This is a genomic window from Pseudomonas sp. W2Jun17, assembly GCF_023127795.1.
Classification (GTDB): Bacteria; Pseudomonadota; Gammaproteobacteria; order Pseudomonadales; family Pseudomonadaceae; genus Aquipseudomonas; species Aquipseudomonas synxantha_A.
This window is the reverse complement of record NZ_SPKO01000003.1, coordinates 24,096-45,836: the sequence shown is the minus strand read 5'-3', so window position 1 is coordinate 45,836 and position 21,741 is coordinate 24,096. Positions and strand designations below refer to the sequence as shown.

Below are 21,741 nucleotides of genomic sequence, written 5' to 3'. Positions count from 1 at the left end.
GACAAGATGCCTGTGGCCGTGGCGCGGGGTCACGGCCACAGGGGCTATCAGCGCTTGGTGTTGGAACGGATGTTCCAGCCAAACTTGATCGCGCCGCCGTCTTTGGTGCCGTCGGCTTTCTGCGGCTGGTAGTCGACCATCACTTGGGCGAAGTTCAGGGTCACGTTCTCGGTCAGGCGATCATCGGTGCCCGAGCCGCCGGTGCTCAGGGAGGTGACCAGCACTTCTTCCAGGTTGATCACCATGTACTCGACCTGGCTTTCGCCACCGGCCTTGCGCACGGTCAGCTTGACCTTGTCGATGTGCTTGCCGCTGGCGCAGTGCATCATCAGGTTGGGCGAAGCCTTGTCGACGTACTTGGTCAGCGACAGGTCCTGGATATTCACCTTGCCCGCACCGCCGCCACCGCCAACGTGCATGTTGCCGGACTGGGCCATGCCCCAGCTCCAGTTCAACACGTCGATTTCGTCCTTGTGGGCCTTGTCCATGGACTCGCCCTTGATGTCGCCGATCTTGATGAAAATATCAACAGCCATGTTTTCTCCCTGTGTGGTCTCAGCCACGATATTGGGTTACCGCCAATGGGGCAGTGCTTTTCTGGGGGGCTGGCTTGCCTGCGATAGCATCACCGCGGTCTGGCTGGCAGACCGCGTCGCCTGCATCGCGGGCAAGCCCGGCTCCAACAGAAGAACCGGTTCAACAGTTACTTATGCGCTCTTGGCAGAAGGCAGCTTCGATACCAGTCGCAACGACACCGTCAGCCCTTCAAGCTGGTAGTGCGGGCGCAGGTAGAACTTGGAGTTGTAATACCCCGGGTTGCCTTCGACTTCTTCCACGATCACTTCGGCAGCCGCCAATGGGTGCTGGGCCTTGGTGGTTTCGGTGGAGTGCGCAGGGTCGCCGTCGACGTAGTTGAGGATCCAGTCCTGCAACCAGCGCTGCATCTCGTCCTTCTCTTTGAAGGAGCCGACCTTGTCGCGCACGATGCACTTCAAGTAGTGGGCGAAACGGCAGGTGGCGAACAGGTACGGCAGACGCGCGGCCAGGTTGGCGTTGGCGGTGGCGTCCGGATCGTCGTATTCGGCCGGTTTCTGCAACGACTGTGCGCCGATGAACGCGGCAAAGTCGGTGTTTTTCTTGTGCAGCAGCGGCATGAAACCGTTCTTCGCCAGTTCCGCTTCACGGCGGTCGCTGATAGCGATTTCGGTCGGGCACTTCATGTCCACACCACCGTCATCGGTAGGGAAGGTGTGGGCCGGCAGGTTTTCCACTTCACCGCCAGACTCGATACCACGGATGCGCGAGCACCAGCCGTAGTGCTTGAACGAACGGTTGATGTTCACCGCCATCGCGTAGGCGGCGTTGGCCCAGGTGTACTTGGAGCTGTCGGCGCCGTCGGTGTTTTCTTCGAAGGCGAAGGCTTCCACTGGGTCGGTCTTGGCGCCATACGGCAGGCGCGCCAGGAAGCGCGGCATGGTCAGGCCGATGTAGCGCGAGTCTTCCGATTCACGCAGCGAGCGCCAGCCGGCGTATTCCGGGGTGGTGAAAATCTTGGTCAGGTCGCGTGGGTTCGACAGTTCCTGCCAGGAGCCCATGCCCATCACGGTTGGCGATGCGGCCGCGATGAACGGCGAGTGCATGGCGGCGCAGACTTTCGACAGCTCGCCCAGCAGTTCCACATCGGGTGGCGACTGGTCGAAGTAGTAATCGCCCACCAGGCAGCCGTAGGGTTCGCCGCCGAACTGGCCGTATTCTTCTTCGTACATCTTCTTGAAGATCGGGCTCTGGTCCCACGCGGTGCCCTTGAATTTCTTCAGGGTCTTGTGCAGCTCCGGCTTGGAAATGTTGAGCACGCGAATCTTCAGTTGCTCATCGCTCTCGGTGTTGTTGACCAGATAGTGCAGGCCACGCCAGGCGCTTTCCAACTGTTGGAAATCCTGGTGGTGGATGATCTGGTTGACTTGGGCAGTGAGCTTGGCGTCGATGGCGGCGATGATCGATTCGATCGACTTGATCGCATCGTTGGACACCAAGTCGGTTTGCGCCAGGGCTTGTTCAGCCAGGGTGCGCACCGCGGTTTCCACGGCTTCGCGGGCACGCTCGGTCTTGGGTTTGAATTCTTGCAGCAGCAGGTTGGCGAACTCGCTGGCTTCTTCGGTGGCACCCAGGATCTGGCTGCCTTCGCGGGCGGTATTGTCAGTCATGATTACTGCTCCCCTGCAGGCTTGGGCGCGCTGGCAAGTGCCTGAAGCAGTGCCGGGTCCTTGATCGCCTTCATGATGATTTCTTCAGCGCCGGTCTTGCCGTCCATGTAGGTCAGCAGGTTGGCCAACTGAGTGCGGGCTTCGAGCAACTGGTTCAGCGAGTCAACCTTGCGCGCCACGGCGGCCGGGCTGAAGTCGTCCATGCTTTCGAAGGTGATATCCAGGCTCAGGTTGCCTTCGCCGGTCAGCTCGTTGGGTACGTGGAACGCCACGCGTGGCTGCATGGCCTTGAGGCGTGAGTCGAAGTTGTCGACGTCCACTTCAAGGAACTTGCGGTCGGCCACGGGTGCCAGCGGCTCGGCGGGCTTGCCGGCGAGGTCGGCCATCACACCCATTACGAAGGGCAGCTGGACCTTTTTCTCGGCGCCGTAGAGCTCGACGTCGTACTCGATCTGCACTCGAGGCGCACGGTTGCGCGCGATGAATTTCTGAGAACTTTGCTTCGCCACGTTGCTGCTCCTGGTCGCTTGAGCGACGGTGTTGTTACTGCACGGTCCGGCGGCTTACTCGCTGTCCGGGCCGCGCAGGTTTTCAAATTGGGACATGCCGTCGGGAATCAGATTGCGCACGATGGCCGCGAAGTCGGCGTGCACCAGATTTTTCGCTCGGTTCAACAACACCGGCAGCGGGCTCGAAGGCTCGTGTCGGGTGTAGTACGCAAGGATCTTGTCGAGGCTGCGCAACACGTCATCGCGAGTAGCGATGTCGCCCGTCGGGCGAGGGGCTGCGGGCGCAGCGGCGAAATCGACCGAGGGGGCATTGTCTTCACTGACGGCCTCGGGTTCGCTGCTGCTGTCGGTGCCGGGCACCGCTTGATTGAGTATTTGCAGGGCCTGCTTGAGCGGCTGCTTCAAGGCGCTGAGGTCCACGCCCTGGGCGGAACCGACCTGGTCATTGACCTGTTGCTCAATGGCTTCGCAGGCCGTACGCGCTGCGATCAACGCGTCGCGGGTGGCTTGCAGCAGCTCGGGGTCGCTGTCGAGGAATGCAGCGTTGAGCTGCTGGTTGCCCAGTTGCTCATCGGCAAAACTCTGCAGGCCGCTGGCGTTGAGCGCGGCGCGCAGGCTCACGGGCCCGAAGGTGCGTGAGCGTGTCAGGATGCTTTCGCGCAACAGGCGAATATTGGTGTCGCAGGTCAGGCCGGTCAGGGCGTTGATGCGCACGGTGGGGTCGTTGTCGTCGTCGGCATCCAGGCGTGGATGCACGTCGGCCCAGTATTCGCGCAGCAAGGCGTTGATCAGGACAAGGACTTCAGCCAGCCCGGCCACGCCCTGCAAGGCGAGGGAACTTTGCAGCAGGAAATGAGTGATGCGCAGGTCTTTGCTGCGCTGCAACAGGTCGAGGCTCTGCTGCTGGATGCTGCGCCACTCCGGCGGCTCAGCGGGCAGGATCGAGTCGCCCATGCTGCGTTCGGGCTGGCCCTTGGCATCACGTTCCAATTGCAGAAATTGCGCGTCATATTCCATGTCTTCGCCACAGGGCGAAGTTGCAGAAACGGCGGTGAGCAGCAACGGCACATCCACTGAGTTCGATCTCCTTATCAGCCCGCTGGAAGGCGGGCAACGCATGCATTAGTTGCGCAATGAACTGTGCATGTTTTCTTGGTCATACAATCAGAGTGCCACTACTGCGCCATCACTGATGTTCAAGAAGTTGTGCATTTTTGGTGTAGTAGTTATGCCTTGTCAAGGTAAGCTATTCGCCCTCTGTGACAGATGTGCGGTGTTTAACAACCTGTGCGACTGGCGGGTCGAAAGGCGCGCCCATGGAGGATTTTTGTCATGCAAGCCAGTTAAGATCAGCGATCATGCTGGTAAAAGCAGATTTTGGCGGTCGTTTTCGCGACCGCGGGCAAATCTTCAGGGAAGCGTGGCCCGTTGGGTAGACCGCGCGCGATGCATCAGCAAGGAGGCAAGATGTCGCTGTGTTTGACTATCACTAGTTATCACAAGATTACCCCAGGGCAATGCGCTGAAAAGTCCATGGATCAGGGCAGGATAGCTATTGGTCGCAGTTCGGATAATGACTGGGTATTGCCTGATCCTGAGCGTCTCGTCTCCTCCCAGCATTGCGTTATTCAATACAAAGATGGCCGTTATTACTTAACCGATAACAGCACCAATGGTGTGGAGTTGGTCAAGGCCGGTATTCGTATGCGCCGGGGTAACAGCGAGCCGCTGCAAGATGGCGAGTTGATCCGCATCGGCGATTACGAAATCCAGGCGCGCATCGACTTCAACGTGCAAGCCGTCGACAGCCAACCGTTTGCCGGTGAGTCGCCAAACAGCTTCGAAGCGCTGATGGGCGCTGTGGCGAGTCCGCCTGCGCCTACGCCGATGATCGCACCGCAATTCCACGGCGCCTCGTCGATGGAAACCCTGCCAGACCTGTTCGACTTCCTCAGCCCCACCGCCGTGCCGCCGCCCACTGTGGCGGACCATGTGCCATCCGAACAACACGATTTCCGCCCGCCGGCTCCGGTTGCTGTACCGGTAGTCGAGAAACCGGTGGTGCAAGGCGCTGTCATTCCTGAAGACTGGGACCTGTTTGGCGACGCGCCTGCGCCCGCGCCCGTCGCCAATGCAGCGCCTGCCCCGGCGCCGATTGCCCCAGCACCGATTGCTCCGCCGCCCGTGGTCGAGCCGGTTGCGCTGGCCGTGGCAGACGCTGCGCAACCTACCGACCTCTTGCAAGCCTTCCTGCGTGGCGCCGGTCTCGACCAGTTGCGCCTGGACCAGGCCGACGCCAGCGCCCAGATGGAAAGCATCGGCCGCAGCTACCGGCTGATGGTCGAGGGCCTGATCGACGTATTGCGCGCCCGGGCCAGCCTCAAGGGCGAGTTCCGTATGCAGCAGACGATGATCCGCCCCGCTGAAAACAACCCGTTGAAATTCGCCCCGAATGCCGACGAAGCGTTACTGCTGCTGCTTCGTCATGGCAACCAGGCGTTTATGGCGCCGGACATCGCGGTACGGGACAGTTTCGATGACCTGCGCGCCCACCAGTTGGCCGTGATGGCTGGCGTGGAAGCGGCGATCAAACACCTGCTCGCGCGCTTTGAACCGGCGCAGTTGGAGGAACGCATGGGCAAGCCCGGTGGCCTTTCGAGCATTTTCAACGGCTCGCGCCAGGCCCAGTACTGGCAGCAGTTTACCGAGCTCTACAGCAACATTTCGCGCGAGGCCCAGGAGGATTTCCAGGACCTGTTCGGTCGCGAATTCAGCCGGGCCTACGAAGAGCACAGCGCACGACAGCGACGCTAAAGCGCGTCGCACTTATGGATAAAACGGATAGCTAAACACGTCATTGAGGACGCAGGATGATTCCCAGGTTTTTACTCGCAGCCGCTACCGCGCTGCTGCTGACCGCGTGTGCAAACGACGCGGCCAAACCCGAAGCGGCTGCCGACACGCAAGCCAACAGCGCCGCCGTCGAGTTGCATTTCCACGCGATCGCCGGGCTCAACCCCGGCGCCAATGGCCAGGCTGCGCCGGTGCGGGTGCGTATTTTCGAACTGAAAAACGCCGCGACCTTTTCCCGCTCCGATTACTTCGCGCTGGCTGACCGTGCGCAATCCACCCTCGGCCTCGACCTGCTGGACCAGGATGAAGTGGTGGTGCAACCCGGCCAGCAACTGAGCATTCAGCGCGACCTCAACCCGGCCACGCGCCAGATCGGCGTGCTGGTGGGCTATCGCGAGTTGGACCGCGCGCAATGGCGCGCCGTGATCAACGTAGCGCCGCGCCAATCCAGCGAATACCAGATCAGCCTCGATGTGCGTGCCGTGCGCGCCGACGTCGTGGTTTCCCCCTCCAGCCCAGCCCAATAACAAGCAATCGGAGCCCCCATGTCCTGGAACAATCGCGTGGTCTGGTCGGAAGGCATGTTCATCGCAACGCAGCACTTCCAGCAGCATGACCGTTACCTGGAAAACCTGATCGACGCGCGCAGCCGTCCGTTGTCGGCAGGGGCCTGGGGTTTTTCCGAGTTGCTGATCGACCAGGGCCTGCTGGCCCAGGGCAAGCTGGCGATCGTATCGGCCCGCGGCCTGTTGCCCGATGGCACGCCCTTCAATATCCCCCAGGATGACCTGGCGCCGAGCCCGTTGAGTATCGACGACAACCTGCGCGACGGCTTGGTGTACCTGGCCCTGCCGCTCAAGCGTGCCGGTGCGCGTGACACGGTTGAGGAAGGCGAAGCCCTGGAAGCTGCGCGTTATGTCAGCCAGGTGCGTGAAGTGCGCGATGACAACGCGCCGTTCGAAAACCGCGCCCCGGTAGCCGTGGGGTCGCGGGCATTGCGCCTGCTGACGGCGCAGGACGGCATCAGCGACTATGCCGCCATTGGCCTGGTACGCATCAAGGAAAAACGCGCCGACCGCGCGCTGGTGCTCGACGACACCTACATCCCGCCGGTGCTGAATGTGACCGCAAGCAAACCGCTGACTGCGTTTCGCAGTGAACTGCTCGGCCTGCTGCACCAGCGTGGCGAAGCCCTGGCGGGGCGCGTGGTGGCCTCCGGCGCTGGCGGCGCTTCGGAGATTGCCGACTTCATGCTGCTGCAGCTGGTCAATCGCGCCCAGCCGCTGATCCAGCATTTGAGCCAGTTGAGCCCGCTGCACCCGGAGCGCTTCTTCAGCGAACTGGTGAGCCTGGCCGGTGAGTTTTCGACCTTCTCCACTTCAGGTCGCCGCCCGCAGGAATACCCGCAATACCAGCACGATGACTTGGCGCTGAGCTTCACTCCGGTGATGGCGGCCCTGCGTGAAGCGCTGTCGATGCTGATCGACAGCAAGGCCACGCCGATCCCGATTGTGGAGAAGGCCTACGGTATCCACGTGGCGATGCTGGCCGACAAGACCCTGCTCGACAACGCCAGTTTCATCCTCGTGGTGCGTGCCGATGTGCCCGGCGAAACCCTGCGCGCACGCTTTGGCCAGCAGAGCAAAGTCGGTTCGGTGGAGCACATTCGCGACATGGTCAACCTGCAACTGCCAGGCATTGGCTTGCTGCCGTTGCCGGTGGCGCCGCGCCAATTGCCGTACCACGCCGGTAGCACCTACTACGAGCTGGACCGAGGCAGCGAGCACTGGCAGCAGTTGAGCAATTCCGGCGGCTTTGCCTTCCATATCGCCGGGCAGTTCCCGGGCTTGAACCTGGCCTTCTGGGCGATCCGAGGATAATCCGCGATGCATCCCAATGATGATGACCGCACCCAGTTCATGCCGCGCCCGGGTGGCCGAGCGCCGGAGCCTGCACGCGCAGAACCGACGCCGCTGTCGATGCCGGCTGCGCCGATCCTCACCGGCAAAAGCCAGGGCCTCAACCCGCTGGAAAGCGCCGCCGGCCCTTTACTGGCGTTGCTGACGCGGCTGCGCAACACCATCGCCCACCCGGCGCCAGCCAGCCTGCGGGCGCAGTTGCTGGCCTATCTGCGCCAGTTCGAAGAACGCGCCGAAGCGGCTGGTGTGGCGCGCAACGAAGTGCTGCTGGCCCGTTACGCGCTGTGCACCGCCCTGGATGAAGCGGTGTTGAGCACGCCGTGGGGCAGCACCAGTGATTGGGGCAAGCAAAGCCTGCTGATCACCGTGCACAACGAAGCCTGGGGCGGTGAAAAGGTCTTCCAGTTGCTCGACCACTGCCTGCAAAGCCCACGGGAACGCCTGTACCTGTTGGAGCTGTTGTACCTGTGCATGTGCCTGGGTTTCGAAGGCCGCTACCGCGTGATGACCGACGGTCGCAGCCAATTGGAAGCCTTGCGCGAGCGCACCGCCGCAGCGATTCGCAGTGCCCGTGGTGAACACGAGCGTGAGCTGTCGCCGCACTGGCGCGGCGTGACCGTGGCCCGTGATCGCCTGGCGCAGTTCATGCCACCGTGGATCGCCGTGGCGATCGGCGTGGCGCTGCTGCTGGCGTTGCTGTTTGGCCTGCGCATGAAACTGGCCTCGGACGCCGAGCCAGTGTTTAAAAACATTCATGCACTGGGCGAGATCCCGGTGCAGGCCATCGACCGTCCGGTGGCGCAGCCAAAAGTGATCGAGCGGCCGCGCCTGGCCGGCTTCCTGGCCGAAGACATCAAGGCCGGTCGCGTGGCCGTGGAAGACAAGGTTGACCGTTCGGTGGTGACCATTCGTGGCGATGAGCTGTTCGCCTCCGCCAGCTCCAGCATTGTCGATGCTTACCAGCCGCTGATGCTGCGCATCGCTGATGCCATTCGCAAGGTCAAGGGCCAGGTGCGTGTCACCGGCCATAGCGACAACCGCCCGATCGCCACGCTGCGCTTCCCGTCGAACTGGGCGCTGTCCGAAGCCCGGGCCAAGTCGGTGCTGGAGATCCTCGCGGCCAAGACCGGCCAGGCTGATCGCTTCAGCGCCGAAGGCCGTAGCGACACCGAGCCGCTGGCGAGCAACGGTACTGCCGAAGGCCGTGCCCGCAATCGTCGGGTTGAAATCACCGTACTGGCGGAGGGCGTCGAGTGAAGGCGTTTTTCAGTTTCATGATTCGCTGGGTGATCCCCGTTCTGGGCCTGATTGCTCTGAGCCTGATCATCTGGTTTGTCGGGCCGTTGCTCGACGTGTTGATGCCCGAGGGTCGACGCTGGGCGCTGATCATTCTGGTATTTGCGCTGTGGCTCGCCTACCGCGTGTTCCGCATCATCCAGGCCCGCCGCCAGGCTGCCGAAGTGATGCGCAGCCTGGCCGCCGAAACCCCGGCTGATCCCAACAGTGTTGCCACTGCCGAAGAGTTGTCGACCCTGCGCCAGCGCATGGACGAAGCCCTGACGCTGCTGAAAAAAGCCAAGCTGGGCGGTGACGAACGCCGCAACCTTTACGAGCTGCCGTGGTACGTGATCATTGGCCCGCCGGGTTCGGGCAAGACCACCGCACTGGTCAATTCCGGATTGCACTTTCCGCTGGCGGCGCAGTTGGGCGCCGGTGCCGTGCGCGGCGTCGGTGGTACGCGTAACTGCGACTGGTGGTTTACCGATCAGGCCGTTTTGCTCGACACCGCGGGCCGCTACACCACCCAGGACAGCAACTCGACGGTGGATAAAGCCGCGTGGCTGGGCTTTCTTGACCTGCTGAAAAAGCAACGTTCGCGCCGACCCATCGATGGTGCGTTTATCGCCATCAGCCTGTCGGATTTGCTGCTGGGTACAGACGCCGAGCGCGCCGCCCATGCCGCCGCGATTCGTCTGCGTATCCAGGAGCTGTACACCCAGTTGGGCGTGCGTTTCCCCATCTACCTGATGCTGACCAAGCTCGACCTGGTACCGGGCTTCATGGAGTTCTTCGACAACCTGAGCAAGGAAGAGCGCGCCCAGGTGTGGGGCATGACCTTTGCCCTGGACGACGGCAAGCACAGCGACAGCCCGTTGGCGCACCTGCAAAGCGAATTCGCCGGGCTGGAGCAGCGCCTCAACGAACGCCTGGTCGAGCGTCTGCAACAGGAACGCGACCCGGCGCGCCGCGACCTGATTTACGGTTTCCCGCAGCAGTTCGGCGCGTTGAAGGACTGTCTGCAAAGCTTCCTTGAAGGTGTGTTCAAGCCCAACGCTTTTGAAGAGCGCGTGTTGCTGCGCGGCGTGTACTTCACCAGCGGCACCCAGGAAGGCAGCCCTATTGACCGTCTGATCGGCGCCATGGCCCAGAGCATGAACCTGGACCGCCAGCACCTGGCGCGTCAGAGCGGCACCGGGCGCAGTTACTTCATCGAAAAACTCTTCACCGCTGTGGCCTTTGCCGAGCGTGGTTTGGTGGGGGTGAACCCGAAAATCGAACGGCGCCGCAAGTGGATTGCACGTGGTGTGCTGGCGGCCACCGTTGCGCTGGTCGTGGTGGTCAGCAGCCTGTGGTGGGTGAGTTATCGCGCCAACCAGGCGTATATCGCCCAGGTCGATCAGAAAGTTGCGCCCTTGGGCCAGACCGTGCAGAACCTGAGCCCGGCACAACGAGAAGTGCTCGCGGTGCTACCACTGCTGAACGCGGTGAAGAACCTCGCGGGGGATTCGCCGAGCTGGTCCGAAGGGCTGGGGCTGTATCAGGGCGATATGCTTGAAGCCGAATCCGCCAGTGTCTACCGCAAGCTGTTGATCGCCGTGTTCGCGCCACGCTTGGTGACGCGCATCGAAGAGCAACTGCACGGCGGCGGTAACTCCGACTTTCTCTACGAGGGCCTCAAGGCCTACCTGATGCTCGCCGACACCGAGCATTACGATCCGGACTTTATCAAGGCCTGGATCGCCCTGGACTGGGATCGCAACCTGCCCCGCGACCTTCCGGCCGATCAGCGTCAGGCGCTGGCCGGGCACTTGCAAGCGCTGTTCGAGCGGCACCCGCCGAGTGCTCGCCTGGACCCACGCCTGATCGATGACCTGCGACGCCAGTTGCAGCAACTGCCGGTGGCCCAGCGCGTGTATGACCGGGTCAAGCGCCAGAAACTGCCCGAAGGCATCCCGGACTTTCGTCTCAACGAAGCCGCTGGGCGTGACGCCGCGCTGGTGTTCAGCCGCAAAAGCGGCAAGCCGTTGGGTGAGCCGTTGAGTGGTTTCTTCACTGCCAAGGGCTATCGTCAGGCGTTCTTGCTGAGCAGCCTGAACCAGACCGGCACCCTGGCCGAGGAACAATGGGTGCTGGGCCACGAGCAGGCCGATCAGCAGAACGTGGTGAGCCTGGCCGCGGATGTGCGTCGCTTGTACTTCCAGGACTACCAGCGTCAGTGGGATGCGCTGCTTGCCGACATCGACTTTGTGCCGATCACCAGCGTGGCCCAGGCCGCCGACGTGCTGCGGGTGATTTCCGGCCCGACCTCGCCGCTGAAAAAGCTGCTGGTGGCGGTCGCCAGGGAAACCGATCTGCAAGCCGAAGAGCGCCAGTTGGCTGCCAAGGGTGTACCGGTGGAAGGTGGCGTCGACAAGCTCAAAGAGCGCCTTGGCAGCTTGCTTGGCCAGGAGCAACCGACGGCGAATGCCCCGGCGGCGTCGGAGGATCCGGTGACCGCGCACTTTGCCGAACTCAACAGCATCGTCAGCAAAAACGAAGGCGAACCGGCGGCCATCGACGGCCTGCTGTCGGACATGAATGCGCTGTATGTGCAGGTCAGCGCCATGGTCGGTGCCAGCGGCGATGCCTTGCTCGGTGAGGCCAAGAACCAGGCGGCGGCTGCGGCCACGCGGGTCAGCCTGAATGCCGAGCGCCAGCCGCCGCTGGTGCAGGGCATGGTCAAGTCGGTGGTCAATTCCACCACCAACAGCATGATGGGCGGGGTGCGTAACCAGCTGAACGCGGCCTGGGTCAGTGAAGTGGTCAACGTGTATCGTCAGTCGTTGGCCGGTCGCTACCCGATGTCGCCGGGCAGTGCGCGGGACGCCACCCTGGATGACTTCGGCCAGTTCTTCGGCGTGGGCGGGGTAATGGATAACTACTTCCGCAAATACTTGCAGCCCTATGTGGATACATCGGCACAGACCTGGCGCTGGCAACCGGGCGCGGCGCAGAAGCTGGGGATTGCCCCGGGCGTGCTGCAAACCTTCCAGCGGGCGGCGACAATTCGCGATGCGTTCTTCAGGTCCGGGGGCACCCAGCCTATCGTGCGTTTCGAGCTCAAGCCGGTGTCGATGGACCCGACCATCACCCAGTTTCTGCTTGATCTGGATGGCCAGCAGTTGAGCTACGACCACGGCCCGAGCCGCCCGGTAGCGATGCAATGGCCGAACCCTGGCAGCATCGGCGTGGTGCGTATTTCCATCATGCCGCCGTCGGCCAGTGGTCGCTCCGGTATCACGCTGGACGGTCCGTGGGCCTGGTTCCGTCTGCTGGAGCAATCGGATCTCACCGCGGGCAACTCGCCGGACCGCTTCAACCTGCGCCTGCGGGTTGATGGTGCGAGCATCGCCTACGAGCTGCGCGCCAACAGTGCCTTCAACCCGTTCAGAAGCCGCGTGCTCAGCGGTTTCAGCCTGCCGGAGCGGCTATGACGACTGTGGGTTTCTACGGCAAGCTGGCCAGTCGCGGGGACTTTGTCAGCCGCGCCTTGCCCCAGAGTTTTATCGGCCCGTGGGACAGCTGGCTGGCGGCGGGTTTGCTCGCCAGCCAGAACAGCCTGGGCGGTGACTGGCTCAACGTGTATCTGGTCAGCCCGTTGTGGCGCTTCGTACTGGCGCCAGGCGTATGCGGGCCCGATGCCGCGGCGGGCGTGGTGATGCCGAGCATTGATCGGGTCGGGCGGTATTTTCCGCTGGCCGTGGTCACCTTGCTGGATCACGACACCAACCCCGCCTCCCTGGTGGGCGGGCCGGACACCTGGTTCGAGCAGGCCGAAGAGCTGTTGCTCAGCACCCTGGACAGTGGCGCTACCTTCGAAAGTTTCAACGCGGGGATCGACGCCCTGGGCATTCCTGCGAGTGAGCCGCGTGCGGTCGACAGCCGTTTCGCCGGCCTGCAGCGCGTGGCCGCTACGGTGCCCCATCAGCGCATGACCGCACTGGCCGAACAGGCGTGCGAGGGCGCGAGCCTGTGGTGGGGCCGTGGTTCGCAACGTATTTCACCTGGTTTATTACGGTGCCAGGGCTTGCCTGCCGCCGATGACTTTGCGCAGTTTTTGCTCGGACAAGAAGGTGTGGTGTAGATGGGCGCGACGTACAAATCCGCGAGCAAAAGCCATGTGGGCATGGTTCGCCAAGTCAACGAAGATGCCTTTCTGGACCTGCCGGAAAACCGCCTGTGGGTGGTGGCCGATGGCATGGGCGGGCACGCCGCGGGGGACTATGTCAGCAGCTTGATCGTCGACAGCCTGCGCCATGTACCGCTGGGCCGCTCCCTCGACGAATACACCGCGGCGCTGCGCAATGACCTTCTGCGCATCAACACCGCTGTACGCGAAGAAACCGCCAACCGTGGCGTGACCATGATGGGCAGTACGGTAGTGGTATTTGCCGCCCGCGGCTTGCGCGGTGTGTGCCTGTGGGCCGGCGACAGTCGCTTGTATCGCCTGCGTGACGGCGTGCTGGAAAGCATCTCTCGCGACCACAGCTACGTGCAGGACCTGCAAGACAGCGGCTTGCTCAGCGAAGCTGACGCCCGCACCCATCCGCGCTCCAATATCGTCACCCGCGCTGTCGGCGTGGAAGCGCAACTGGACGTGGCGTCGGTTGAACTGTTGATCGCTCCCGGCGACAGCTACCTGTTGTGCAGCGACGGCCTGAACAAGACCGTCGAAGACCGCGAAATCCGCGACGTGCTCAGCCATGACGCACCGGATGAAATCGTGCGCAGCCTGGTGCACCTGGGGCTCAATCGCGGCGCACCGGACAACATCACCACCCTCGTCGTGAAGGTTTCGTCATGAACATTGTCATTCCAGGTTATGACATCGAAGGCGAGATCGGCGAAGGCGCCATGGCCAGCGTGTACCTGGCGACTCAGCGTTCGCTGGAGCGCAAGGTAGCGTTGAAGGTGATGGCCGCGGCGCTGGCGGCAGATCCGAGTTTCTGCGAGCGCTTCCTGCGTGAGGGCAAGACCCTGGCGCGCCTTTCGCACCCGCACACGGTGACCATCCATGACATCGGCAACGTCGGTGAGCTGTATTACATGGCCATGGAATACCTGCCCAACGGCACGCTCAAGGAGCGCATCGCTGCCGGCCTGACGCCGGAGCAGGGGGTGACGCTGATCCGCCAGATCGCCTCGGCGCTGGGTTATGCCCATGCCCAGGGGTTGGTGCATCGCGACGTCAAGCCGGCGAATATTCTGTTCCGCGCCGATGGCACTGCAGTACTTTCCGACTTTGGTATCGCCAAGTCGCTGGACGACCGCACCCAATTCACCCAGGCCGGGTTTGCCGTGGGTACACCCAGCTACATGAGCCCCGAGCAGGCGCGGGGTCAGGAGATCGACGGGCGCGCCGATCTCTACGCACTCGGTGTGGTGCTGTACGAAATCCTCGTCGGCAAGCTGCCCTACAGCGGCACCGATGCGCTTTCCACTGCGCTGGCGCACCTGACTGAGCCGTTGCCGGAATTGCCTGTGCATCACGGGCGTTACCAGGGTGTGCTGCGCAAGTTGTTGGCCAAAGACCCGGCGCAGCGTTATCCGGATGCGGCAGCGTTGTTGTTGGCGCTGGATCAACTGCCGGCGGATGAATCGGACGCCACGCTGGTACGGCCGCTGCCGATTCCTCTAAGCTTTGATCTGGCGGGCATGACCCCTGTCACCGTCGACATTCCGACTGATAAACCGCAGCCGCAGCCAATAGTGCGCCAACCGGTGGTCACGCCGACCCAGCACAGTGCCCCCTCCGAGCAGCGCCGTGGTCCGGTATTGGCCTTGGCCGCCGTGGCGGTCGCCGTCGCGTTGGCCATTGGTGGCGCCAGCTACTGGTGGTTGAGTGGCAGCGATGAACCGCCTCAGCCGCCAGCCGCAGTGGTGCCCACGGTGATGCCACCGGTGGCTGTCGCTGCAGTGGATGGCGGTCAACGTCCGTTGCTGATGGCGGGCAAGAAGACCCTGTTCCAGCGCGTACTCAGCAAGCCCGGCGCCCAGCTTTCAGCAGACGCGGGCAGCGCGCCGGGTAAAGCGTTGCCGGCGTTTTCCGTGCTCTACGTGTACCAGCGCAAGGAAGTGGATGGCAGCCCGTGGGTACGCGTGGGCGCCGCCACCGATGGGCGCAGCGACGGTTGGTTGCCGGCCGCCCAGGTCAGCGACTGGAAACAAAGCCTGGTGCTCAAGTTCACCGAGCGCTCGGGGCGTGCGCCTGTGATGTTCCTGCGCCAATCCGGCGAGGTGGAGAAACTGTTGGCCGATCCTGCCGCCGCGAAAAGCGTGCTGGCCAAGGCGCAGAGTAACCCTGAGGACAACCAGCAAGTCCTGGCCCTTGAGCCGGCCGCCAGCGCGGTGCCGCAAAACCAGTTCTACCTGTTGCCGATTTTCGACTCAAAAGAGAGCTTCGATGAAAACGGCCAGCCGGTGCAGTTGCTCAACGTGGCCTCCATCGACCCAGGCCGCAGCGCGGCTGCCACACCGGCGACCCCGACACTCAGCGCCAATGCCGATGCATTCCGCACCGCCGTGGTGCTGGTGGTGGATACCACGGTGTCGATGCAGCCCTACATCGACCAGATCCGCGACGTGGTACACGAGTTGCAAACCCGTATCGCAGAGCGCGGCGAACTGGACAGCGTCAGCTTCGGCCTGGTCGGCTTTCGCAGCAGCATCAAGAAAACCCCGGGCCTTGAGTACGTCGCCAAGACCCTGATCAGCCTCGACCAGGGGCGCGATCTGCAGCGCTTCCTCGATATGGCGCGCCAGGTCAAAGCCTCAACCGTCTCCAGCCATTCCTTCAACGAAGATGCGTTTGCCGGGGTGATGCAGGCGGTGGATGGCATGGATTGGTCGGGCTATGGCGGGCGCATCATCCTGCTGGTCACCGACGCGGGTGCGCTGCGCAAGAACGACCCGTTCGCCGCTACCCAGATGAACGAAGCCGAAGTGCGACAGGCCGCACTCGGCAAGCAGATCAAGATCTACGCGCTGCATCTGCGCACCGATGTCGGCAAGAAAACCCACGCCGGTGCCGAGAGCCAGTACCGCATCCTTACCGCCGACGCCAACCCGCAGATCGGTGACCTGTACACGCCAGTGCCGGGAGGCGATGTGCGCAAGCTGGGTGAGCGCGTCGATGAGATCGGTACAGTGTTCGCCGACCTGGTGCATCAGGTGCGCAACAACACGCCGCAACCGGTGCCGCTGCTCGGTTCGGCGCCAAGCCTGGCGGACAAATCCACCGCGGTCGGCTATGCCATGCACATGGACTTCCTCGGGCGCAAAACCGCCAGTCAGGCGCCGCAACTGGTCAGCGCCTGGACCGCCGACCGCGACCTGACCAACCCGGCACTGCCAGCGTTCCAGGTGTGCGTGATGCTGACCAAGCTGCAACTCAATGACCTGCAACAGTCGCTGAAGTTGATCGTGGATGCGGCGCGCAAGACCCAAAGCTCGCCCAAGGATTTCTTCCAGGAAATCGCCAGCGCCTCGGCCTACATGAGCCGAGACCCCCAAGCCCTGCGCAAGGGCGGTAACCTGGCCGACGGCGGTCTGCTCGGTGAATACCTGGAGGGCCTGCCGTACCGCAGCAAGTCGCTGAACATGACCCAGGATTTGTGGTTGTCGTTGAGCGTGGCCGAGCAGGAAGACTTTATCGACGAGTTGGATTCGAAAATCCGCCTGTATGAAACATTCCATAACGACGTGGCCAACTGGGTCCGTTTCGGCGATGCCGAACCGGGTGATGCGTTGTACCGCGTGCCGCTGTCGACGCTGCCGTAATGTTGAACCTGAGCGCAGTGCACAAGAGCCGGGGCGTTGGTAGCCAGCGCTACAGCCTGGTGATTCCGGCGTTGCACCTGCAAGCGGGCGAACAACTGGCGATTGTCGGCCCCAGTGGTTGCGGCAAAAGCACGTTGCTGGATCTGCTGGCGCTGGTATTGGCGCCGGATCAGGTCGGGCAGTTTGCGTTCAACCAGCAGGACATCGGCGCGCTGTGGCGTGCCGACCGGCAATCCGCCCTGGCCGCGTTGCGCAGCCAGCACTTGGGCTATGTACCGCAAACCGGTGGGCTGCTGGGGTTTCTGGATGTGCGCGGCAATATCGCTTTGTCCCGGCAATTGCTGGGCTTGAAGGACGACGGCAGCGTGGCGCGTCTGGCCGAGCAGTTGCAGGTCAGCGATCAGTTGGCCAAGCGCCCGGCGGCGTTGTCGGTGGGCCAGCGCCAGCGCGTGAGTTGCGCCCGCGCCCTGGCCCATGCGCCGCAACTGGTGCTGGCGGATGAGCCGACCGCTTCCCTCGACCCGCTCAACGCCGAGCGGGTGATGCAGGCGCTGCTGGCCCGGGCCCGTGAACAGCGGGCGGCCTGTGTGATCGCCACCCATGACGAACCCTTGGCCCGCGCCAGTGGCTTGCAGGTGCGGCGTATCGGTTGCCGTCGCGATGCTGACGGCGGCGTCACCGCAACCCTCGGGGAGGCGTGCTGATGCGCATCGGTCTGCTTGCCTCACTCGCCTGGCAGGACTATCGCAACGACGGTTGGCTGTCAGCCTGTTCGGTGCTGGCGCTGGTAGCGGTTATCGCGCCATTGCTGGTGTTATTCGGCCTGAAATTTGGACTGGTTAGCAGTTTGACCGAACGCTTGGAGACCGATCCGGCTACCCGTGAAATTATCCCGTTGGGCGGTGGCCGATTCAGCGCAGCGTTTATCGAGCAGTTGGGGCAGCGCAGCGATGTGGCGTTTGCTTTGCCGCGCACACGGCAGATTGCAGCAACGGCCCAAGTGGGCGCGCTGACCCTGGAAATGTTGCCAACCGCAGCGGGTGATCCGTTGTTGGCAGGCTTACCGATGCCTCACGGTTTGGATCAGATTGTGCTCAGCCATACCGCTGCCGAAAAGCTTGCGGCAAGGCCCGGTGACTGGCTGGAAACCAGCTTTGCGCGGCAAGTGGCGGGGCGCGTCGAGGCCCAGCGCACGCGGTTGCAAGTGCTGGCGGTGTTGCCGTTGGAAGCCTTTGCCCGTGATGGACTGTTGACTGATTTAGCGTTGCTGGAAGCGGCGGAAGATTATCGCGATGGCCGTGCGGTGCCGGCGTTGCATTGGGACGGCGAGGTGGCGGGCGTGAGCGAACAGCGTATCTATCCGGCGTTTCGCCTGTATGCGCGCAGCCTCAGTGATGTGGAACCGCTGCGGGTGTATTTCGCCGGGCAGAACCTGCTGGTGTCGACCCAGGCGCACACTATCGCCCAAGTGCAGTCGTTGAGCCGCAACCTGTCGATTGTATTCTGGATCATCGCCGGGTTGGCCCTGGCCGGAGCCTTTGCGGCGATATTTGCCGGCGCGTTGGCGGCGGTTGCGCGCAAGCGGCGGGAATTGTCAGTGTTGCGCCTGCTGGGGTTTTCCACCGGCGCGCTGTTGCTGTTTGTGCTGTTGCAGGCGCTGTACAGCGCCGGTTTTGCGGGCTTGCTCAGTGTTGGGCTCTATGGCCTGGCCGAAGCGGGTTTGAATCAACTCTTCGTGCAGGTGCCGGGCGAGTACGCCAGCCATCTGTTGGCGCGTCACTACGGCCTGGCCCTGGCTGCCGTGCTCGGCGTCAGCGCCGTGGCGGCGGCCTGTGGGGGGTGGCGGGTGGCGCGTATCCAGGCTTCTGAAGGAATCAGAGATGTATAAGTTACTGGGCGCCTGCGTGGCGCTGAGCCTGGCCTCGCTGGCCTGGGCGGATGAGGCAAGCGACAAGCTCGACAACCCGAAACCGTTGCCGGATGACGTGAGCTTGCCGCTGCCGTGCGAAGGCAGCATGGTGTTCCGCTATGCCTACGTGCTGGCCCAGGGCACCCTGGATGACCGCGAAGTCAGCCTCGGCTACCCCTTTGCCGAAGGCGAGGCCGGTTACCAGCAGTCGTTTATTTCCGGTTATCGCCGCGACTTCATCAACGGCCAGTTCACCCTCAAGGACTTGCCCAAGGCCTGGAACAAGGTCATCGCGCCGCTGATGCCCAAGACCGACGCCAAGACCCCACTCAAGCCCATGCTGTACTTCATCGGCAAGTACGAAGTGACTGCACGCCAATATGCCCAGGTGATGGGCCAGGCGCAGTCCCTGGCCAGCGGTGAACCGGCACCGGCGTGTGACGCGCCCACCGGCATGGCCGGGCGGTTGCCCAAGGTGAAGCTGTCGCGTTTTGAAGCCGAGCGTTTTTCGGCGGTGTACAGCGCCTGGCTGATGAAGTACCACCGCGAGTTGTTGCCGGTGAGCGGGCGCGGTTCGTCAGCCGAAGACGGCGGCCTGGGCTTTGTGCGCCTGCCTACCGAGGTTGAGTGGGAATACGCCGCACGCGGCGGCCAGGCGGTGAGCCGTCAGGACCTGGAAAGCCGCTTGTATCCACGGCGCGCCGAGGGCAGCGAAAGCGATGGCCCGCTGGCTGATTACGCGGTGTTCAACCAGGTCGCCGGCGGCACCGGTCAGGCGGCACGGCTGATGCCCATCGGCACCAAATTGCCCAACCCCATCGGCCTGTTCGACGTGATCGGCAACGCTGCGGAAATGGTCCAGGAATCGTTCCAGCTGGTACATGCCGGCCGACGCCAGGGCACCTATGGCGGCTTTGTGGTCAAGGGCGGCAATTATCTGGAAGGCGAGGGCACCTTGTTTACCGGTATGCGCCGCGAATACCCATTGTTTGCAGCCGATGGCACCGAGCAAAGCAACGAGACCACCGGCTTTCGCGTGGCGATCGGCGCGTTGTCGGCGCCGCGTTCGCGCTACAAGGAGTTGTTTGCCCAATGGCAGAAGGAAGGCCGCCTCGCTGCGCTGACCGACGCCATCGACGACGCCCAGGACCCGACCAAGCGCCTGGACAGCATCATCGCCGCCAGCGTCGACCCCAAGCTGCAGGCCGAGCTGGGTCTGGTCAACGAAGAGCTCAAGCGCAACGTTTCGCTGATCGCCCAGCAGCGCGAAGAGGCCGCGGGCAACCTGATCCAGTCGGCGGCGTTGGTGGCCGAGACCATCAGCAACTACAACATTCGCCTGGCCAACCTGCAGAAGAGTCGCCAGCAGGCCGTCGACAGCAAGGACGAAGCCAGCGCGCAGCTGTTCGCCACCGCCATTGCCAATGGACGCAGCGCCCTCGACGGCGCGGTGGCGATTTATATCGACAACCTGGCCACCGGCACGCGCTACACCGATGCGGTGATCCAGGCGCAGTTTCAACGGGTCAAGGAAGAGTTGGATCGCAAGCCAGTGCTCGGCAAGAGCCTGGTGACGCGCGCGACACTGTTCGTTCGCCATGTCGGCAACTACCGCAAGCAACAGCGGGCCGACCCGGCAACGATCTTGAAGGAATTGCTCGCAGCGAGCGGTCAGCGGTCTTGATCGTTGGCTGTCTAGCGAGCTTGGAAGGGACTCAGGCGGCGGTGGGCCGTGCTGGGCAAGTCAAACTTAACAGAGATCACATCTATGCTTTTTTCCCGTAAGTCGGTTTCCAAGCGTCACCTGCTGCTGATCGCGGCCGGTTTCAGCACCGTGTTGACCGGTTGCGCTACGTCGCCTGCGTCCAAGGTCGCGTCGAGCACCAAGGTCGAGTACTACCCCAACTGCTACGAGCCGGTGCAGCATCTGCGTGCCACCGACTCGAACATGACCAAGTCGGTGGTGACCGGTGCCGCCATCGGCGCGGCCGGCGGTGCGTTGCTGGGCGCGCTGACCGGCGACAAGGAAAAACGTGGCCGTAATGCCGCCATCGGTGCTGCCGGTGGCGCCCTGGCCGGCGGCGCGGCGGGTTACTACACCGAACGTCAGAAGCAGATCGCCGATGACAACCAGCGCATCGCCTCCTATGCCGCTGACGTGAATAAAAGCGTCTCCGACATCGACCGCAGCACCGCCTACGCCAAGGCGTCGCAGCAGTGCTACCAGAGTGCGTTCACCAAGCTTGTGGCCGACCGCAAGGCCAAGACCGTCAACGATACCGAAGGCCGCAAGCGCCTGGCGGAAATCGTCTCGGGCTTGAAGGAATCCAATGACCTGATCGTCGCAGTCAACGGCAAAGCCAGCGAAGACCTGAACAACTACACTCAGGCTTACGAAAAAGACCTGCAGCAAGTCGGCGTGCAGCGTGCCGACGTGGTCACCGTGGCCCAGGCCGATGCGGCGCCTGTCGTGACGCCGACCAAGAAGAAAGGCGCGGGCACCAAGCCACCGAAAAAGCCGGTGCTGCCAACCGTGCCGAAAGAAGCGGTCACCACCGAGAAGACCTTGCAAACGGCCCAGGCCAAGCAAGCTGAAAGCAAGCAGGTAGCCAACGCGGGTGATTCCCAGCTCAAGCTCAACTGCACCAACCCGAACCTGGTTGACTGGGCGCCGGTACCTTGCCCTAACGTCTAAGCACTTGTTGCTATAAGCGTTAAACGCCAGCCGATCTGCGCCTAAAGCGCAAGATCGGTGGCGTTCTATTTGCAAATCGTTACACTGCTGCGGCCACTCCAATAAATACACCGAGGCCGTGTGCATGAAATTTCGTCTTCTTCTGTGGGTGCTTGGCCTGATGATGGGCAAAGCCAGCCGCACCAATCCCGCCTTCCAGCAGCAACTGGGTGACAAAGACCTGGCCTTCCAGCTGCAGACCCTCGACGGCAAGGTTGCCCGTCACTTCATTGTCAAAGACCAGCGCATCACCAGTCGTTCAGGTGTTCACCCTGAGCCTGCCTTTGCGATTGCTTTCAAGGATGCCGCCTACGGTTTTGCCACGATGCAGGCGAAGAACAAGCAACTGGCGTTCATGACGGGGATTCAGGACAAGTCGATTCAGATCAAGGGCAACCCGGCGCTGGTGATCTGGTTTCAAGGGCTGACCAAGTATTTGAAGCCGAAGAAAAAGAAGTAGGGTTTTCAGGTATACCGAGTTGGATTCATCGCAGGCAAGCCAGCTCCCACAGTC

At 62.8% G+C, this 21,741-nt stretch carries 17 protein-coding genes; 13 read left to right on the top strand and 4 right to left on the bottom strand.

Annotated elements, in window-relative coordinates:
* Nucleotides 1-47: 47 nt before the first annotated feature.
* From E4O98_RS01170 to tssA, 4 genes are all read right to left on the bottom strand, one after another.
* Nucleotides 48-536, bottom strand: coding sequence for a type VI secretion system tube protein Hcp (locus tag E4O98_RS01170; RefSeq protein WP_005792512.1), 489 nt, complete (start codon nucleotides 534-536; stop codon nucleotides 48-50).
* 171 nt (nucleotides 537-707) lie between these two features.
* Nucleotides 708-2,204, bottom strand: coding sequence for a type VI secretion system contractile sheath large subunit (tssC, locus tag E4O98_RS01165; RefSeq protein ID WP_005792511.1), 1,497 nt, complete (start codon nucleotides 2,202-2,204; stop codon nucleotides 708-710).
* Between the two features lie 2 nt (nucleotides 2,205-2,206).
* Nucleotides 2,207-2,713, bottom strand: a complete 507-nt coding sequence (gene tssB / locus E4O98_RS01160) for a type VI secretion system contractile sheath small subunit (RefSeq protein ID WP_003195557.1) — start codon at nucleotides 2,711-2,713, stop codon at nucleotides 2,207-2,209.
* 54 nt (nucleotides 2,714-2,767) lie between these two features.
* A complete protein-coding gene (gene tssA, locus E4O98_RS01155) occupies nucleotides 2,768-3,787 on the bottom strand; it encodes a type VI secretion system protein TssA (RefSeq protein WP_032878693.1) in 1,020 nt (339 codons plus the stop codon).
* Nucleotides 3,788-4,180: 393 nt separating this feature from the next.
* Between tssA and tagH the strand changes: the two genes are divergently transcribed.
* From tagH to E4O98_RS01090, 13 genes are all read left to right on the top strand, one after another.
* Entirely contained in the window at nucleotides 4,181-5,527 is a 1,347-nt protein-coding gene (gene tagH / locus E4O98_RS01150; protein ID WP_248133962.1) for a type VI secretion system-associated FHA domain protein TagH, read from the top strand.
* A 56-nt stretch (nucleotides 5,528-5,583) separates the two neighbouring features.
* The gene (tssJ, locus tag E4O98_RS01145; RefSeq protein ID WP_005792508.1) at nucleotides 5,584-6,093 is read left to right on the top strand and encodes a type VI secretion system lipoprotein TssJ; all 510 of its coding nucleotides are present in this window, start codon (nucleotides 5,584-5,586) and stop codon (nucleotides 6,091-6,093) included.
* A gap of 18 nt (nucleotides 6,094-6,111) precedes the next feature.
* Nucleotides 6,112-7,446, top strand: a complete 1,335-nt coding sequence (tssK, locus tag E4O98_RS01140) for a type VI secretion system baseplate subunit TssK (protein WP_005792507.1) — start codon at nucleotides 6,112-6,114, stop codon at nucleotides 7,444-7,446.
* Between the two features lie 6 nt (nucleotides 7,447-7,452).
* Nucleotides 7,453-8,742 carry a DotU family type VI secretion system protein gene (locus tag E4O98_RS01135; RefSeq protein ID WP_078822642.1) on the top strand — a complete coding sequence of 430 codons (1,290 nt, stop codon included), beginning with the start codon at nucleotides 7,453-7,455 and terminating at the stop codon, nucleotides 8,740-8,742.
* A complete protein-coding gene (gene tssM / locus E4O98_RS01130; RefSeq protein ID WP_103734145.1) occupies nucleotides 8,739-12,239 on the top strand; it encodes a type VI secretion system membrane subunit TssM in 3,501 nt (1,166 codons plus the stop codon). Before E4O98_RS01135 ends, tssM begins: the two co-directional genes overlap by 4 nt.
* Nucleotides 12,236-12,889 carry a type VI secretion system-associated protein TagF gene (gene tagF, locus E4O98_RS01125; RefSeq protein WP_248127688.1) on the top strand — a complete coding sequence of 218 codons (654 nt, stop codon included), beginning with the start codon at nucleotides 12,236-12,238 and terminating at the stop codon, nucleotides 12,887-12,889. The genes tssM and tagF overlap by 4 nt, the downstream gene beginning before the upstream one ends.
* Nucleotides 12,890-13,609, top strand: a complete 720-nt coding sequence (locus E4O98_RS01120) for a protein phosphatase 2C domain-containing protein (RefSeq protein WP_005792503.1) — start codon at nucleotides 12,890-12,892, stop codon at nucleotides 13,607-13,609.
* Nucleotides 13,606-16,584, top strand: a complete 2,979-nt coding sequence (locus E4O98_RS01115) for a serine/threonine-protein kinase (RefSeq protein ID WP_248133960.1) — start codon at nucleotides 13,606-13,608, stop codon at nucleotides 16,582-16,584. Before E4O98_RS01120 ends, E4O98_RS01115 begins: the two co-directional genes overlap by 4 nt.
* The gene (locus E4O98_RS01110) at nucleotides 16,584-17,288 is read left to right on the top strand and encodes an ABC transporter ATP-binding protein (RefSeq protein ID WP_032878706.1); all 705 of its coding nucleotides are present in this window, start codon (nucleotides 16,584-16,586) and stop codon (nucleotides 17,286-17,288) included. Before E4O98_RS01115 ends, E4O98_RS01110 begins: the two co-directional genes overlap by 1 nt.
* The gene (locus tag E4O98_RS01105) at nucleotides 17,288-18,472 is read left to right on the top strand and encodes a hypothetical protein (RefSeq protein WP_005792500.1); all 1,185 of its coding nucleotides are present in this window, start codon (nucleotides 17,288-17,290) and stop codon (nucleotides 18,470-18,472) included. Before E4O98_RS01110 ends, E4O98_RS01105 begins: the two co-directional genes overlap by 1 nt.
* A complete protein-coding gene (locus tag E4O98_RS01100; protein WP_248133958.1) occupies nucleotides 18,465-20,177 on the top strand; it encodes an SUMF1/EgtB/PvdO family nonheme iron enzyme in 1,713 nt (570 codons plus the stop codon). Before E4O98_RS01105 ends, E4O98_RS01100 begins: the two co-directional genes overlap by 8 nt.
* Before the next feature lie 84 nt (nucleotides 20,178-20,261).
* Nucleotides 20,262-21,188: a type VI secretion system-associated lipoprotein TagQ gene (gene tagQ / locus E4O98_RS01095; RefSeq protein ID WP_032878708.1), complete on the top strand. Its 927-nt coding sequence runs from the start codon at nucleotides 20,262-20,264 to the stop codon at nucleotides 21,186-21,188.
* Between the two features lie 124 nt (nucleotides 21,189-21,312).
* Entirely contained in the window at nucleotides 21,313-21,687 is a 375-nt protein-coding gene (locus E4O98_RS01090) for a hypothetical protein (protein ID WP_032803751.1), read from the top strand.
* The last annotated feature ends 54 nt before the right edge of the window (nucleotides 21,688-21,741 follow it).